The organism is Desulfovibrio sp., from assembly GCA_016208105.1.
Classification (GTDB): domain Bacteria; phylum Desulfobacterota; class Desulfovibrionia; order Desulfovibrionales; family Desulfovibrionaceae; genus Fundidesulfovibrio.
Map to the genome: position 1 here is coordinate 132,423 of JACQYS010000003.1, position 15,498 is coordinate 147,920.

Genomic DNA, 15,498 nt, shown 5'->3' on the forward strand with positions numbered 1-15,498 from the left:
CCATGCTCCTAGAAAGCGACGACCTGGCCTCTTTGGCCCTGGAGGCCGGCCGGGCTGTCGCGGCTGCTGGCGATATCATCCGCTCCCATTGGGACGAGCCCAGCGACGTAAAGCGCAAAGGCCGCATCGACCTGGTGACCCAGACGGACTTGGCCGTGGAATCGGCCCTCAAGAAGAGCCTGGCGTCAGTGCTGCCCGGTTCCACGTTCTTGGCCGAGGAATCAGCGGAAAGTCTCGATCCGGGGGAGCTGACCTGGATAATCGACCCTCTCGACGGCACCACCAACTTCGCCCACCGCCTTCCTTTCGTGGCCACTTCCGTGGCACTCTGGCATCAAGGCCGAAGCGTGCTCGGATTCGTGAACGCGCCCATCATGGGCGAGCTGTTCCACGCGATCCGGGGGGGAGGGGCCTTCGTGAACGGCAAGCCTCTGTCCGTATCCGGCGTGGACCGGCTGGAGGACTCCCTGGTGGCCACGGGGTTCCCCTACACCGTGCGCGAAGACATCCGGGGGCTCATGGACGATCTGGAGCGGATGCTCATGCACACCCAGGGCGTGCGCAGGCCGGGAGCGGCCTCCATCGACCTGGCATACACCGCTGCCGGACGCTTCGACGCCTTCTATGAGATAGGGCTCAAACCCTGGGACACGGCAGCCGGATGGCTGCTGGTCGAGGAGGCGGGGGGGCGCGTGAGCCAGTTCGACCCCGGGAGCGCGTATCATCTTCGCTCGCGCTCCATTTTGGCTTCCAACGGCCTTTTGCACCAGGATATTTCGGATCTCTTGAACAAATGCTGATAGCCGCGCCGCGCTCCAGGGCGCGCGAAAAACGGCTTTCATTTTCCTCTGCTACGTAAGAATTCCCTTTTCCAAGACATAGATAACGGAGGGCGCGAAGAGCTCTCTGAACTCCTGGGACAGGGCGGAAAGCTCTTCGGCACTTGCGGCCAAAAGCTCTCCCCCGAACGTTCCGGTGCCGGAATCAACCCGGAGTTTATAGACGGTAAGATCCTCGAAGTCGGTGCCCACGGACGAGGCGAGCTGGCAGCAAAGCAACAGCAGGCCGCATGTTCCGGGAAATTCCGCCTCCACCAGTCTTTTGGCGGCATCCAATGACGCCTCGCCGGGCTTGATGTGCCCACGGGCAGTGAAATCCCATCTGTCAGGAAAGGATGCCGCGGTTTTTGGGCGCTTACCGAGCAGAAGCTTGCCGTCGCGGTTGAAAAAAAGTACCAGCGCGGCACGGTGCGGAAGCGATTGGCGGTGGGCCTCGGATGCGGATACGACGGCCAGGAGACGGCCGGAAACGTCCACCACCTCCACGGGCTCCGCGCCCTGGGGCGTGTTGATTTCACTCATCGGAAAAACCTTGAAGAATCGTTTGGCAAAGGTGCTCCATCAGTCATGACCAGCCCGAAGGAATCGCCAGGCAGCCCCGGAAACCACGAGGCGGTGAAACCGCACAAACTCCGGCCAAAAAGCTGGTCCGAAGTTGTGAACATGGTTTCAGTCAGGCCTGGCATGCCCAGGGTGTTGGCCAAAGCCGATATACCCGATCTGGTGGCGCTGGAAAAGCTTTGCTTCTCTGTGCCCTGGTCCGCGAAGCAGTATGAGACGGTGCTCGGCAACGAGCCGTTTCATGTCTTCGGCATCCGCCAGGATGCGGAGCTGGTGGGGTACCTGACGCTTTTCGCCGCGGACTGGGAGATGGAGATATTAAACATCGCCGTCAATCCCGCCCATCGCCGAAGAGGGCACGCCCGGCGCATGCTCGACCACGTCTTGCATCTTTGCCGCAAGATGGGCATAAAACGGGGGTATTTGGAGGTGCGGCGGTCCAATGTCCCGGCCCAGAACCTCTACGCCGCTTCCGGATTCAAGGAGGTCGGCGTGAGGAAGCGCTACTACCCGGACAACCGGGAGGACGCCATCATCATGCGCCTTGATATGGAAGACGACGCAACCTCCGCCTGACCGCGCGTTTGTTCCCTGGGATACTCTTGCGGGAAGGCTTGGCGCGCCTCAGAGCCTGCGTCAAAGCGGAAACGATGCACCTTGTGTCCGGTACACGCCGTAACCAGAACAACCCGTTCTTGATCCGATAAGGAAAGGAGCGTCACATGCCCATGCGCTTTTTGGATGAGATGACCGTGGACGGCAAGCGCCTGTTCGTAAGGGTGGACTACAACGTCCCCATGAAGGACGGCGCCATCACAGACGACACCCGCATAAAGGCCAGCATTCCAACGCTTGAGCTCGCCTTGTCCAAGGGGACCTCGCTGGTGCTGTGCTCGCATCTGGGCAAGGCCAAGGGCGCCCCTGATCCGAAGTTTTCCCTCGCTCCGGCCGCCAAGCGCCTCTCCGAGCTTTTGGGACGCCCGGTGGCTTTCGCGCCGGACTGCATCGGGCCGGAAGTGGAGAAGATGGCCGCGGCCATGAAACCCGGGGACGTGCTCCTGCTGGAGAACCTGCGCTTCCATGCCGGAGAGGAAAAGGGCGACCCCGAATTCGCCAAGGCTCTGGCGAAGCTTGGCGAAGTTTACGTCAACGACGCCTTCGGCACGGCTCATCGTCCCCACGCCTCGGTGTCCGGCGTGCCCGCCGTGATGTCCGCCTGTTGCGGCGGCCTGCTCCTCAAGAAGGAGTGGGAGTTTCTGGGCAAGGCCCTGGAGAATCCTGTGCGGCCTTACGTGGCGGTCACGGGCGGAGCCAAGGTGTCATCGAAGCTTGCGGTGCTCACCCATCTTCTGGGCAAGGTGGACAGCCTGATCATCGGCGGAGCCATGGCCAACACCTTCCTCAAGGCCCAGGGGCTGGAGACGGGCAAGTCCCTGGTGGAAAACGATCTTCTGGACGAAGCCCGGTCGATTCTGGCCAAGGCCAAGGAGAAGGGCGTCCGCATCGCCCTGCCTGTGGATTTCGTCATCTCCATGGATGCGGACAAACCCATGGGGGAAATGAAGGCCTCCGGCACCGTGGACGCCAAGGCGGTTCCGGCCGGGGCGGTGGCGTTGGACATCGGGCCTGCCTCGCTCAAGCTCTTCACTGAAGTGCTCGCAACCGCCAAGACAGTGGTCTGGAACGGTCCCATGGGCGCATTCGAGAACCCGGCTTTCGCGGCCGGAACCCTTGGCGTGGCCAAGGTCCTGGCCGGTCTCGACGCCGTGACAGTAATAGGCGGCGGTGATACGGACGCAGCGGTGCACGCCTCGGGCCTGGCTGAGAAGATGAGCTTCATCTCCACAGGCGGCGGAGCGTCCCTCGAATTCATGGAAGGTAAAGAATTGCCGGCCTTCAAGGCCCTGCGGGAGTACGGAAAATGAAAAAGCTCATGGCCGCCAATTGGAAGATGTACAAGCTGCACCACGAAGCCAAGGACACCGCCGATGCGCTTGTGAAGGCACTCAAAGGCGTTTTGTCCGAGGATCGCGAGGTGCTCATCATACCGCCCTTTACCGCGCTACGAAGCGTACGCAAGGCCATAAAGAAGGTTCCGGGATTCGCCCTGGGCGGGCAGAACTTCTTCCCGTCCATGCAGGGGGCGTTTACCGGCGAGATCGCACCGGACATGCTTTTGGACATGGGGTGCACGTACGCGCTGGCTGGTCATTCCGAGCGCCGCCACGTCATGGGCGAGTCGGATGATTTCGTGGGCAAGAAGGTGGCTTTCGGTCTGGAGCGTGGTCTCTCCATGATCCTGTGCGTGGGGGAGACCATTGACGAGCGCAAAGAGGGGCGCTTGGAAGAGGTTGTTCGCCGCCAGATGCTCGAGGGGCTGGCGGGAGTGGCGGCGGATGTGGCTCCTGAACGCATGAGCATCGCCTATGAGCCCGTGTGGGCCATTGGTACCGGTCTTACGGCCGGCCCCAAGGAAATCCTGGACGCTCACGGCCTGGTCCGCTCCATATTGCAGGAGAAATTCGGGGCCAAGGCACTTAAGATGCGCATTCAGTACGGCGGCTCCGTGAAGCCGGAGAACGCTCCTGAAATAATGTCTCTTGACAATGTCGACGGGGTATTGGTAGGTGGCTCCTCCTTGAGCGCGGACAGCTTCTCCAAGATTGTCACGGCGTAAAGCCACGCGTTCGAATCATCAATCGGAGATCGACTTGGACACTCTCATCGCAACGGTTCACATTATAGCCTGTGTGCTGCTCGTGGTGCTGGTCCTTTTGCAGGCCGGCAAAGAGGGCATGGGTGTGATCTTCGGCGGAGGCAGCGGATCGGTCTTCGGCAGCACCGGAGCCGGAGGGCTGCTGGTGAAACTGACCGCCGGATTCGGCGCTCTGTTTCTGATCACCTCCCTGGCCTACAACTATTACACCGGCGCGGCCCGCAAGCCTTCGTCCTCAGTGATGCAGGGTACGGTAATCGAACAGAAGGCCGCTCCCGTAGAGAACAAAAAGCCAGGGCAGACCCTCTTCGAGGAACAGAAAGCCCCGGCAGAGAACAAACAGTAATCGATCCTGCCGAAGTGGTGGAACTGGTAGACACACCATCTTGAGGGGGTGGCGGGCGAAAGCCCATGGGGGTTCGAGTCCCCCCTTCGGCACCACCAATATGTCCAGGGACGGCCAAACAAAGCCGCAAACCCTTGGAAAATCACGGAAGCCGGGCTAGCGATAGTCCGGCTTCGTCTGTTTTGCATGGCCGCATCTCACTGCTGTCCTCAACTATCCACATGAGAAGCTTGTTCTTCATATCATTAATGAATATTGCTTGCCGTAGAACGCATAGGCGGGAGCTGAAGTAAATAGTAAGCAAGAACAGTTCGTTGTCGCGAGGGGTTCAGGTTGCAAATCAGGGACGATAAATTCTACCCGCCCCAGGTAGACACGCCTCAGTTTCTCTTTCGGGAGAGGATTGTCGACGAACTCCTGCGTCGAAGCGGTTCAAGTACGCCAACTCTCATACTGGAAGCTCAGGCCGGGCAGGGCAAGACCACCCTCATCAAGCAATTCCTCAATCATTCCGGGATGAAGTCGGTCTGGTATCAGGTCGGTCCCGAAGACGCGGACCAGGCTTTTTTCCTCCTCGCAATCCCGACCTGCATATCCAAAATGATGACGGATTGCCCTTCCGCGGCCACGATGAAGAGTCTGACAGGTGGAGATATTGCACTTTTCGACTTGCCCAAACGGCTCGATCTTTTGCTGGGCGATCTTCAATCCTGTTTGAAGAACGACCTGTATGTGGTCTTTGATGACTTGCACAATCTGATTGCGCACGAGTCAAGTCTGTTCATACTCAACTATCTGGTTGAAAACGCTCCGCCAAGGCTCCACTTCATATTGTCCTCGCGTGAACCGTTGCCTCTTGACCTGTGGCAATCTCCCCCGGGCAGCCACAATCTGATAAGAGTCGGCAACCGGGAACTGGCGCTGAACGAAAACGAAATAACCGATTTTTTCCATCGGATTTTTAACTTGTCCGTACCTCATGACTCTATTTTGGAGATTTCCACCAGCACGGACGGCTGGGTCATGGGGGTTGTGCTGCTGGGTCTTCAGATGATGCAACAGCGCGGCATGCCGCTTCCGGTCATGCGTGGAGTAGAACGCCCTGACATGATTGAGTTTTTTCGGAGAACAGTGTTCACTCCCCTGGAACCGAGACTGCACCGGCCATTGCTTATGCTGTCATTTCTGGAGGAGATTCCTGTGGTGCTGGCTGAGATGCTGACGGGTGAGCCCGGAATACGGGCTGATCTGGGCACGCTCGCTGGGCGCAACATCTTTATCCGTCCTCTCGATCCGGACTCCTCGGTGTTTGGTTTGCATCACCTCTATCGGCAGTTTCTCCGGGAAAAGGCTCAGGAGGAGCTTAGTCCCGACACCATCCTCCTGATATACCGCCAGGCCGGGCATTTTTTCGCCGAGCATGGCAATCCGTCGCAAGCGTTACGCTATCTTCTGCAGGCAAAGGACTACGGAGGCATGGAGGCGGTGCTCCAAAAAAGCGGAGCCGCCATGTTGGCAGCCAACCAGTCAGCCACCCTCACAGCTGTCCTTGGACAAGTGTCTGAACCGGACCTTACCCGCCTGGGCTGGGTCGCCTTCTATCTGGCCCTAGCCCATCTGGACTTCGCACCCGCACGGGCTCTTCCCCTGCTCTCCAAAGCCTTGGAGGTCTTTACCGCCCGGCAGGACGAACACGGCGAACTGCTCTGTTTGGCCCACATCATTTCCATTCACATCACGACCACCGGACATTACCGGGAAGGTGAGGCTCTGCTGGCACGAGCGGAAGAGCTCTTCTCTCAGAGAGCGGACACTCTCGACACATATACCACGATTCTGCTTGCCCGCAGTCTGGCTATGGGGCGTTGCATCTTTCTTGCGGACATCGATACGGCCACCCGGTACGCAAGCCTGGCCCTGACTCTTGCCAGGAATGAACAGCTGGTCAATTTCGAGTCGGGCTTGCTCATGGTCATGGGGTACATCCGGATTTTCGCCGGACACATGTCGTTGGCGCTTATCTGGCTGGAGCAGGCCGCCGCAGTCATCCGCCGTCCTGAAGTAGGCTCCTTTAACGTCCTCGCCACCAGGATGATGCTGTTCAATTACCTCTTTCATGACGGAGATTTCGCGAACTACTTCGACCAGAAAAAACAGCTCATCTCCGCCATTGGCAATGAGCTGGTTTCTCAGTCCATCGCTGGTCCCTTCTGTTATGTTTGGGAAATGGACATCGCCATCAACCAGGGCCGGTTCGAGGATGCTCTCGATCTCGCGGGCATGGCCCTGACTCTGCACCCCCCGCTCAGTCCCCATTTGCACAGTCAAGTTGTGCAGCTTAAGGCTGTTGTTTTGGCTCACCTGCAACAGCCTGGCCTGGCAATGGCCGCTGCTGCGGAATCGACAGTATTACGCGAACAGTCAGGCGGGTTTTACTTCGTAACGCTCAATAAACTGCTGGTCGGCCTGGCTCATGGTCTTTGCGGGAGTTACGAACAAGCCTTGGAGTTGCTGTCGGACGGGATCGACAGTGCCCGGCGGATGCCCACCTCCTATCTCGAAGCCTGCGGGCTTATGCACCGGGGCGCCATCCATCTGGTTCGCGGGGACCCGAGAGCAGCCCGCAAGGACATTGAATCCGGGCTAAGCCTGATGCGGCGCAATGCCTATCGGCATTTTTGGGCCTGGACTCCCCAGGCAATACAGACGGCCCTTGGATTCGCTGTGTCCCAGCGGATTGAAATTGACTACGCCCGAAGCTTGGCCGCTGAACGGATCGATGTCGCCCTGCTGGACGATGGAACAGCCATTCCCCTCATTGAATTTCGAACCTTGGGTGGTTGCACGATTTTATATCGTGGATCGCCCTTGCTTAACGCCGAAGCCTTGACCCCGACGCAGCGCGAGTTGCTGTGCCTGCTTCTGGCCTCTCCAGGCCAGAAAATGCCTCAGGAGACCGCACAACTCCACTTCTGGCCGGACAGTTCGTCAGCCGCGGCAAAGGCCAAGTTCGACACCATGATGTCGCGGTTGCGCAAGACATTTGCTGAAGTATTGCCGGAGAATACGGCCCACCACTATCTTGGAAGGGACAAGGGAATAATCCGGCTGGCCCATTGCCGTGTCGATGCCCTGGAGTTCTTAAGCGCGGTCAACCGAGGCCTGGAGCACTCACGCTTGCAGGAGTTCTGGCAGGCCGGAAAATCGTTCATAAGAGCGGAGGCGCTGTGGCAAGGGGAATTCGCACCAGGAATTACCGGTGAAGACCAGATCCGTTCCTTCCGGGACAGTCTTGCCAAGGCGCTGACTCAAATGGCCTTGAGTTGGTGCGGGCAGTTGGCCGGAGAAAACCGGCTTCAGCCGGCAATGGATTTTGCCGAAAAAGCGTTGCGTGCAGACCCCCTCAACGACTCCCTGTGGGCGCTCCTTTACCGTTTGAACGGCAAGCGTTCCGCCATCCAGGCCCGCCAGGTGCTGAACCGTTTTGCGAAACTGCTCAGGGACGAGGACTACCCAGAAAATGAAGTCGCCGAACTGATAGCAGGCATATCGTCCGCGTAGGGCTCTTCCTATGCGTTGAAAGGAGAGCACGCTCCGGGCACCGTTGTCTGGGCTTGGCTCTTTCGTGCCGATGGCTGCAAAGCGCTTTTCAACCTCAAGCGCATCTGCGTGTACATTCAGCGTGAAGCGGTTGGTTACTTGGATGCGTCCTGCATAATCCGCAAGACCTTGTCCTTGCGAAGCTCAAGGATGAGCAGAAAAACATCGCTTCCCTTTGTCCGCCTCTCCCACCATTCCGGGTCCGCGAGAGCAAGGATGGAGTCGGCCACGGCATCGCGCTTCTCCCTGGGAATCATGCGGATCCGGGACAGGCACATCTCTCTTGCGTCGGCAATCTTATTCTGTACGGAGCTTATGCCGTTGTGTGGCATCTTCACCATGCTCTCCCATTAATAGCACGCAAGAGTGTGGTTGAATATAATTCATGTCTTGCGCTTCAATGAAGCAACAAGCTTCTCCTCTTTGTCCTTGAGGCTTTTGACAAGTCTGTCTTGCTGTTCGCACTTTATCTTTAGAGAACTGTTTTCCTTTTTCAAGGATGAAATCTGGTCGATCAATGCGTTCACGTCAATCTTTCCGTCAGCGGTTGAGTCTGCAAGCAGAAGCTTGTATCGAGAGTTCTCCTTCTTAAGGTCATCAATCGTATTTATACTAAGATCAAGTTCACGTCGATTATCTAACAGTTCTCTCTTTATGCGCTTGAACGCAGTGATCAACTGCTGGATCTTGTGCGCGTCGTTCGCTATTGCCTGAAAAGAATCCCACGATTTTTTTATCTCGGTTACTTTGTCATGCAGCTTGTCATTCTCTGCTTGAGACTCTCTGAGTTGAGATTCCGCCTCTTCCGCGCGCTTTATGGCCAGCGACAATTCATTGCGAACTCTTTTCAGATCGCTGCCTTGCTTGCTTAATGCGAACTGGAATTTGGATTTCATCGAGCTCATCATGGCGCGAGCCCGGCCTAACAGCCCGGTGTCGAGTAGTCCCATTCCCTCACCTCCACAAGCTGACGCCAGAATGAATACCAAGTCCCTTGCGGTCAGTATTTTCTATCTGATCAAGGCAGAGGCGTATATGCTAAAAAGGTCTTGCAGTAGTGCCTGGTATTTATTTCCTGGGAGTGGGTGTACTGCCCCAGTTTAGCAAGCATCCGCTAAGAGAGTCTCGCGGCTAAGGTATTCTGCCTCGAAAACCTCCGGCGACCTGTAGCCGAGAGACGAGTGCAGGTAGTTTGCGTTGTAAGCGTCGGGCCAGGTGTCCAAGGCTTCCAGGAAGATGCTAGGGCTCGTAAACTCGTTGATCCAGACCAGCTCTGCCTTGAGCGTGCGCATCAACCGTTCTGTGTCAGCGTTGCCTTTGGGATTAGAGTAGCTGGTGAAGGCCTGTATCGGTCTATAATCGTGCTCCGCCCGCCTGTATCCCTGGCCAATGCTGAACCGAATCGGTCCGGCGGTGAGTGAATGGCGCTCGCCCAGCACCATGACTTCATTGTGGTTCCATGTGTCAGCCGTATGGGCGGACCCCTTGCGCAAGGCGCCCGCCCAGGCTTTCATTCTCTCTCGCGGCCAAGTTCTTTCAATCAGTGCTGATGCGCCCCCGTAGCGGCCGTTTGCGCATGCTGGGGGACGCCATGCACTGCATTGGCAAGTCCTTCAACGTAATGGACATAGGTGACATAGGCTTCGACATACTTCCTGCCTGCCTCCACGCTCTCTCGGGCATGCTTCCCGGTTTCCAGGGCGTGTTCGAAGCGCTTACGAACGCCCTCTTCGGTGTGAACGGCGATGGCCTTGGCGAGGCCATCCACACTGCCATCCGTCAGTGCGAGGTCGGCCTTGGCTACCACCGGATCAACTGAACCGGCTGCCTTGAGTCCTGTATACGGGGCCCCCTCACCGGCTCTATGAACCCTCACCAGTGTTTCAAAGAAGTAGGTGTCAGCCAGCTTCTGCGCCTTGGGGTCGAGCTTGCGCACCGCCATGGTCTTCGCGAAGGCCTCGCGGATCTCCGCCTCATCTTTGGGCTGTACCCACTTGAGTATCGGGGTGACATCCCCTTTGCCTATGGCAGTGCGGGCGTCTCCCACCACAGGCCCGTCCAGGGTATCGCAATGGGCCAAGGTCGTTTGCGGTGTTGCCAGGGCCAGCACAGCAAAAAACGCTGCAGTCAAAATGCCTTTTTTTGCAGTCGTACTCACGGTCTTCATGTCGGTCTCCTTTGAATTTGGCTGATCAGTGATCGTTGTCAGTCAGAACGGAGCCCGAGGGATGTTCGTGACAGGAAAAAAATAAAAATTTTCATGTCACAGAAACCCGCTCGCAACCGTATTTGATACATGAGACACCAAGAAAAGATTCAACACTGTTCGGATTCAAACCAGAGAAGATCTGAAGCGATACGGGATGAAGCGCACGAACGTCGCATCATCGTACTCATGTCCTTTGTTGGCTAAAGCCCGGAATGCCTATGGAAGAAGAAACGCCGGGATGGGAAGAGGTGACGACAATTGACCGATGAGGAGTTGATGCTGTCCTATGTGGATGGCGATATGGAGGCTTTCAAGGCCTTGTACCAGCGGCATAAAGGCCGGGTGTTCGGCTTTCTGATGAACAAGCTCAAGGACCGCAGCGATGCGGAAGACATATTCCAGACGGTGTTTTCCAAGCTACATCGCAACCGGCATCAGTACCGCCGGGAAGTTCCATTTTTGCCATGGCTGTTCACCCTGGTGAGACACACGATGATCGACTCGCTGCGAAAAAAAACCGTCTATGAAAACTACGTAACCATTTCCGAGGAAGCAGTGGAAACATACAGCGCCCCGGTGTCCGACGCGTCTTCGGCCCAGGCACTAATCGCGGAGCTCACCAGGCTAACGGAAAGCCAGCGCCAGGCCCTGAAACTGCGCTTCAACCAGGGGCTGAGCTTCGCCGAGATCGCTCAAGAGATGCGTACCTCGGAGGACAATTCACGCCAGATAATAAGCCGTGCCATCCGCAGATTGCGCAGCCTTTTGGGGCGCAAGGAGAGCCGTGATGAATAGAACTTCATCGGAAAAGCAATTCCTGAGGCAATTCGCCGAGTTTGTCGAAACCGACCAGGTTGCTCCATCCAATGAGGTGGATGAGGCTGTGCTCCGGGGTGTGGCCAAAGACCTCCGGCCCGCGCCCCGGTGGGTCTACGCGAAACTGACGCTTACCGGCGCGGGGGCCGGGTTTGCCACACTGACCCTTTGCCCGCAATTCGGCCTGGGGTTCGGCTTGCACAACGAGTTCCTTCACACGCTCCACGCCGCCACTTCTCCCTTGGTCTTCTATCTCCTGTGCGGAGCGCTTTTCATGTCGCTTGGCGCATTGCTGGGCGGTTTGGTTTTAACCCGCCAGGATATCCGCGCCATCAGCCGCACCAGACACCGCTATTTCGCAGCCTACAGCGTTTTGGCCTATGCGACGTTGGCACTATTAGGATCTGAAGCGTTCGTGGCTGCATCCTTGACCTGGATGGTGGGGGCGTTTTTTTGCAACGCTCTTTGCTTTAGAGTGATGGTCCGGCTGCGGCATGCCTGATATGTGCTGTGACACATTCGCGAAAGAACAGACAACGTGTATTTTCTAAAAATAATAAATATTTGCGTGGATTGTTTACATGCCTTCAAGATGGAGTTGATGTCCTTCTGGGGGCATACGAATGCCAATATCATCCTTTTGCTTCACAATGCCCCTAACAAGCCCAAGAAATCCAACTGGTCATCCTCAGGAACGGTACTTCAGCAAGAGTCTTTTTGTATGGGCTTTCCTTTTCATTCTCATGGATTCATTTATCATGAGCGAACAATGCCGCGCAGCGGACGACAAACAATGCATCACCAATATGATTTCATTCGACACTCTCCCCAAAAGTATCCCTGGAAGCGTTTACCTGGACAAGGCACCCATAGGCGCGGTGGCCCCCCCTCTTCAGACCAGGAAAACAGCGGCAACGTTTCCGTGTGCATTGACAAGAAATACGTGCGCCATATCGATAGCGGAAGCATCTGCTACATTTCCAGCGACAAGATGTATTTGTACAATATCTGGGCAACAGGCTAAAAGCTTAGCGAAAACAGTGTAATCCCCGGATTCTCAATCAACCTGCGCCTTTTTATGCATGAGGTGAAACTGCTGCTCTCTGGGTTTCGCAGAGAGAGGCTGCTTTGGAGGAGTTGCTCGTGTTCTTGGGCAGCAAAACAGCTGAGAAGCTACGAAAGAGCGAAGTACCTTGGTAATGGAGAAATCCCTACGCGGCCCGGACGTCTTATCCGCGCCCAGACCCACGCATTTCGGCAAGAAGGGCCTTGAGAAGAAGAGCGTCGTCGTGCCGTTTGGTGGGGTCGAGGCCGGTCATGTCCCGAAGCCTGGCTATTCGGTATGCCAGGGTGTTTCGATGAATGCCCAGCGCGTGCGCCGTCATATCGCTTTCAAAGTTGTTGGCTGCCAAGGTGGTTATGGTCTCGAGCAACTCGGGTTTCCTGGTTAACGCCACCTTCATCGCTTTGGACAAAGGGCGCAGGGCCATTGAGGCTGGTCCGGCGAAAGCCTGTTCCAGCAGATAGCCGGCAGTGAAGGAATTGTCGTAGATGGTGCGGAACGCGTTTTTGGCGTCCTTTTGGCGAAGACAATACCTGGCTTGCCGATAAGAGAGGGGGTATTCGTCCAGGCCCAGGGCCACCGCGCCCGACCCGCAGGCAACCTTGCCCACGCCCCACGCTTCGAAGGCGCCCATGAGGCGTTCGCCCCAGAGGTGTACTTCTGTCCTAGCCTGTTTTTCTTGCATGGTTTTCAGAATGATGAGGCGTTCATCCAGGATGACTGCCACATCCTGGCTCCCGATGCCGCCACATGCCAGAAGACCCTCGAGAATGGCCTCGGCTGAGCGCTCCAGGACGAGTTCCGACGAGCCATATTCTGAGTAGAAGCCTCGAAGCAATCCCGAAAGGTCGGCAACGGCCACAAGCCTTGGAAGCTCCAGTCCGATGTCCAAAACCTTGGCTGTCCGGGCTATGCGCGAGCGGTACTGTTCCCCGCCACCAATGAGCATTTCGACGAATTGTTCCGCAAGTCTCAGGCGGCTTTGCGCCTCTTGCTGGATGAGTTCACGTTCCAGAATGAGTTCTGTGATCATTTTGATGAGCCGGGCAGACCCACGGACAGCGTCGGGATTTCCGGTGACCCCGATAACCCCGATCACCTGGCCTTCAAGCACGATAGGAAGGTTCACTCCTTGCAGCGAGCCAGGATACCTCTCCACGTCCTCAGGGCGGATTTCAACGCCCGTACCCGACTCGATCACATCCCGGGCCCCTTTATGGAAGCTCCTGTAGCGTTCAGGCTGGGCGGTGCCAATAATTATCCCTTCCCTGTCCATGATGTTGACGTTGCACCGGATAATGCCCTGTGCGGAATCCACAATTTGTTGCGCGAGATCGTCGGGAATGATCATGCTCTTTCCTTTTGTGCATGTGCACAAAAACCCATGCGTACTGACGACATATTTCGGTCAAGTTGTCAATTGAAACCCCTCTTAATTTAAGGGTAAATTCATGCCAATTGGAAAAAATACCGGGCCAGCCTGTCGTATCTCTTGTGCCAGTGCTTAGCGAGCCCGGAAACTCCGCGCAGTCAGAGCGCGGGACCGGCCTCCGGCCGCCCGTATGCGCAGTCACTCAGGAAAACCGGAACTATCCCAGGGATATCCCGGGTTGAACAAGCAAGGAGGACGGTATGGAATGGAAACAGATCTATGATCCGCTTGGCAACATCTGGCTCTCGGCGGCAGTGGCAGGCATTCCGCTCTACATCCTGTTCTATCTTCTGGCCGTTAAACGGGCCAAAGGGCATGTGGCCGCTTTCTGCGCTGTCACTACCGCACTGCTGCTCTCTATCTTTGTTTGGAAGATGCCAGTGTCACTGGCCCTCAATTCCTTCGCCTTAGGCGCCCTCTTCGGCATATTCCCAATTGTCTGGATCGTGATTTGCGGCGTCTGGGTGTACTTCATGACCGTCGAATCAGGCGAATTCGAAATCATAAAGAATTCGCTGGCATCAATCACAGACGACAGGCGGTTGCAGGCTCTGTTCATCGCGTTCGCCTTCGGCGCATTCATCGAAGGCACGGCCGGATTCGGTACGCCAGTGGCCATCACCGCAGCCATGCTTGTGGGCCTGGGCTTCAACCCGACCTACGCGGCGGCTATCTGCCTTATCGCCAATACCGCGCCGGTGGCCTTCGGCTCCATCGGCATCCCGCTGGTCACGGCCGCCAACGTCACGGGCCTGGACCTTATGACCCTGTCAAAGATAGCCGGACGCCAGCTGCCGCTGTTGTCCATCATAGTGCCAATGTGGCTGTCCGTGACCATGTGTGGCTTCAAGCGTTCCATGGAGATCATGCCGGCCATCCTGGTGGCGGGTTTCGCCTTCGCTGCCGCCCAGTACGTCTTTTCCAACTTCCATGGTCCCTATCTGCCGGACATCATGTCCGCAATCGTGACCATTCTGGCCCTTCTGGCGCTCCTGAAGGTCTGGAAACCCAAGGCCGTGTGGCATTTCCCGGATGAGCCCGCCCCCACCGGCCAGAACAAGTGCGACTATACCGCCGGGCAGGTCTTGCGCGCCTGGGGACCCTACATCGTTCTGGCCATCATGGTGCTGTTGTGGGGCTTGCAGGGCGTGAAAGCCTTCCTGGCTCCCTTCGGAACCACCTTCCAGTGGGCCGGGCTCCACAACCTGGTCATGAAGATGCCTCCTATCGTTCCTGAGGGAATTCCCGCCGCCAAGGCGTTGTATCCGGCCATATACAACTTCAACTTCGGTTCCGCCGCCGGCACCGCGGTGCTCATCGGCGGGCTCATCTCCGTGTCGTTCATGCCCAACTACGGCTATGGAAAGGCCATCGCCTGCCTTGGCAGCACCATCAAGAAGCTCGTGTTCCCCATCATCACCATAGCCATGATTCTGGCCATCGCCTATGTGTACAACTACTCCGGACTGTCGGCCACCATGGGCCTGGCCTTTGCCAACACAGGGGTCATGTTCCCGTTCTTCGCGCCTATTCTCGGTTGGCTGGGCGTGTTCCTGACCGGTTCCGACACCTCGTCCAACGCCCTTTTCGGCAACCTGCAGAAGACCACCGCTCAGCAGATCGGCGTCAGCCCCGAACTGTGCGTGGCCGCCAACTCCACCGGTGGCGTCACCGGCAAGATGATTTCGCCCCAGTCCATCTCCGTGGCCACCGCTGCCACCGGCCTGGTGGGACATGAAGGCGACATCTTCCGCTTCAACCTCTTTCATTCACTGGCCATGGTGCTGGTGCTGTCCGTGCTGACCATCGCCCAGGCGTATGTCCTGAAGTGGATGCTGCCCTAGCGGGGCCTTGGACAGTCTGATAGAATACATTCCGCCGCAGGGGCCGGGCTCATGCCCGGCCCCGGGCGGGCA

Annotated in this window: 15 protein-coding genes and 1 tRNA gene; 10 read left to right on the plus strand and 6 right to left on the minus strand. The window is 57.2% G+C overall.

Annotation, left to right across the window (positions count from 1 at the left end; genetic code table 11):
- Positions 1-2 precede the first annotated feature (2 nt).
- Entirely contained in the window at positions 3-800 is a 798-nt protein-coding gene (locus HY795_02140) for an inositol monophosphatase (protein MBI4804017.1), read from the plus strand.
- 51 nt (positions 801-851) lie between these two features.
- Here the strand turns inward: HY795_02140 and HY795_02145 are convergent, their stop codons facing one another.
- Positions 852-1,361 carry an NUDIX domain-containing protein gene (locus HY795_02145; protein MBI4804018.1) on the minus strand — a complete coding sequence of 170 codons (510 nt, stop codon included), beginning with the start codon at positions 1,359-1,361 and terminating at the stop codon, positions 852-854.
- Between the two features lie 45 nt (positions 1,362-1,406).
- Between HY795_02145 and rimI the strand changes: the two genes are divergently transcribed.
- The 6 genes from rimI to HY795_02175 all read left to right on the plus strand — a co-directional run bounded on the left by rimI (position 1,407) and on the right by HY795_02175 (position 8,023).
- Positions 1,407-1,976, plus strand: a complete 570-nt coding sequence (rimI, locus tag HY795_02150; protein ID MBI4804019.1) for a ribosomal protein S18-alanine N-acetyltransferase — start codon at positions 1,407-1,409, stop codon at positions 1,974-1,976.
- A gap of 146 nt (positions 1,977-2,122) precedes the next feature.
- Positions 2,123-3,325 (plus strand): phosphoglycerate kinase, encoded by a 1,203-nt coding sequence (locus HY795_02155; protein MBI4804020.1) that lies wholly within the window; start codon positions 2,123-2,125, stop codon positions 3,323-3,325.
- Positions 3,322-4,077, plus strand: a complete 756-nt coding sequence (locus HY795_02160; protein ID MBI4804021.1) for a triose-phosphate isomerase — start codon at positions 3,322-3,324, stop codon at positions 4,075-4,077. Before HY795_02155 ends, HY795_02160 begins: the two co-directional genes overlap by 4 nt.
- 34 nt (positions 4,078-4,111) lie before the next feature.
- A complete protein-coding gene (gene secG, locus HY795_02165) occupies positions 4,112-4,462 on the plus strand; it encodes a preprotein translocase subunit SecG (GenBank protein MBI4804022.1) in 351 nt (116 codons plus the stop codon).
- A gap of 8 nt (positions 4,463-4,470) precedes the next feature.
- Positions 4,471-4,557: transfer RNA gene (locus tag HY795_02170), tRNA-Leu, on the plus strand.
- Positions 4,558-4,795: 238 nt separating this feature from the next.
- Positions 4,796-8,023, plus strand: coding sequence for an ATP-binding protein (locus tag HY795_02175; protein ID MBI4804023.1), 3,228 nt, complete (start codon positions 4,796-4,798; stop codon positions 8,021-8,023).
- Between the two features lie 134 nt (positions 8,024-8,157).
- Here HY795_02175 and HY795_02180 read toward each other — a convergent pair whose 3' ends face one another.
- The 4 genes from HY795_02180 to HY795_02195 form a co-directional block, all read right to left on the minus strand.
- Positions 8,158-8,394, minus strand: coding sequence for a hypothetical protein (locus HY795_02180; GenBank protein MBI4804024.1), 237 nt, complete (start codon positions 8,392-8,394; stop codon positions 8,158-8,160).
- 51 nt (positions 8,395-8,445) lie between these two features.
- The gene (locus tag HY795_02185) at positions 8,446-9,012 is read right to left on the minus strand and encodes a hypothetical protein (GenBank protein ID MBI4804025.1); all 567 of its coding nucleotides are present in this window, start codon (positions 9,010-9,012) and stop codon (positions 8,446-8,448) included.
- 150 nt (positions 9,013-9,162) lie between these two features.
- Positions 9,163-9,576 (minus strand): transposase, encoded by a 414-nt coding sequence (locus HY795_02190; GenBank protein ID MBI4804026.1) that lies wholly within the window; start codon positions 9,574-9,576, stop codon positions 9,163-9,165.
- Positions 9,577-9,602: 26 nt separating this feature from the next.
- Positions 9,603-10,229, minus strand: a complete 627-nt coding sequence (locus HY795_02195; GenBank protein ID MBI4804027.1) for a hypothetical protein — start codon at positions 10,227-10,229, stop codon at positions 9,603-9,605.
- Between the two features lie 318 nt (positions 10,230-10,547).
- Between HY795_02195 and HY795_02200 the strand changes: the two genes are divergently transcribed.
- Positions 10,548-11,066 carry a sigma-70 family RNA polymerase sigma factor gene (locus HY795_02200; GenBank protein ID MBI4804028.1) on the plus strand — a complete coding sequence of 173 codons (519 nt, stop codon included), beginning with the start codon at positions 10,548-10,550 and terminating at the stop codon, positions 11,064-11,066.
- On the plus strand, positions 11,059-11,589 hold the full coding sequence (locus tag HY795_02205) for a hypothetical protein (GenBank protein MBI4804029.1): 531 nt from the start codon (positions 11,059-11,061) through the stop codon (positions 11,587-11,589). The genes HY795_02200 and HY795_02205 overlap by 8 nt, the downstream gene beginning before the upstream one ends.
- A 727-nt stretch (positions 11,590-12,316) precedes the next feature.
- Here HY795_02205 and HY795_02210 read toward each other — a convergent pair.
- A complete protein-coding gene (locus tag HY795_02210; GenBank protein ID MBI4804030.1) occupies positions 12,317-13,501 on the minus strand; it encodes a helix-turn-helix domain-containing protein in 1,185 nt (394 codons plus the stop codon).
- A gap of 281 nt (positions 13,502-13,782) precedes the next feature.
- On the opposite strand from HY795_02210, the gene HY795_02215 reads away from it, so the two are divergent.
- Positions 13,783-15,426 (plus strand): lactate permease LctP family transporter, encoded by a 1,644-nt coding sequence (locus HY795_02215; protein MBI4804031.1) that lies wholly within the window; start codon positions 13,783-13,785, stop codon positions 15,424-15,426.
- The last annotated feature ends 72 nt before the right edge of the window (positions 15,427-15,498 follow it).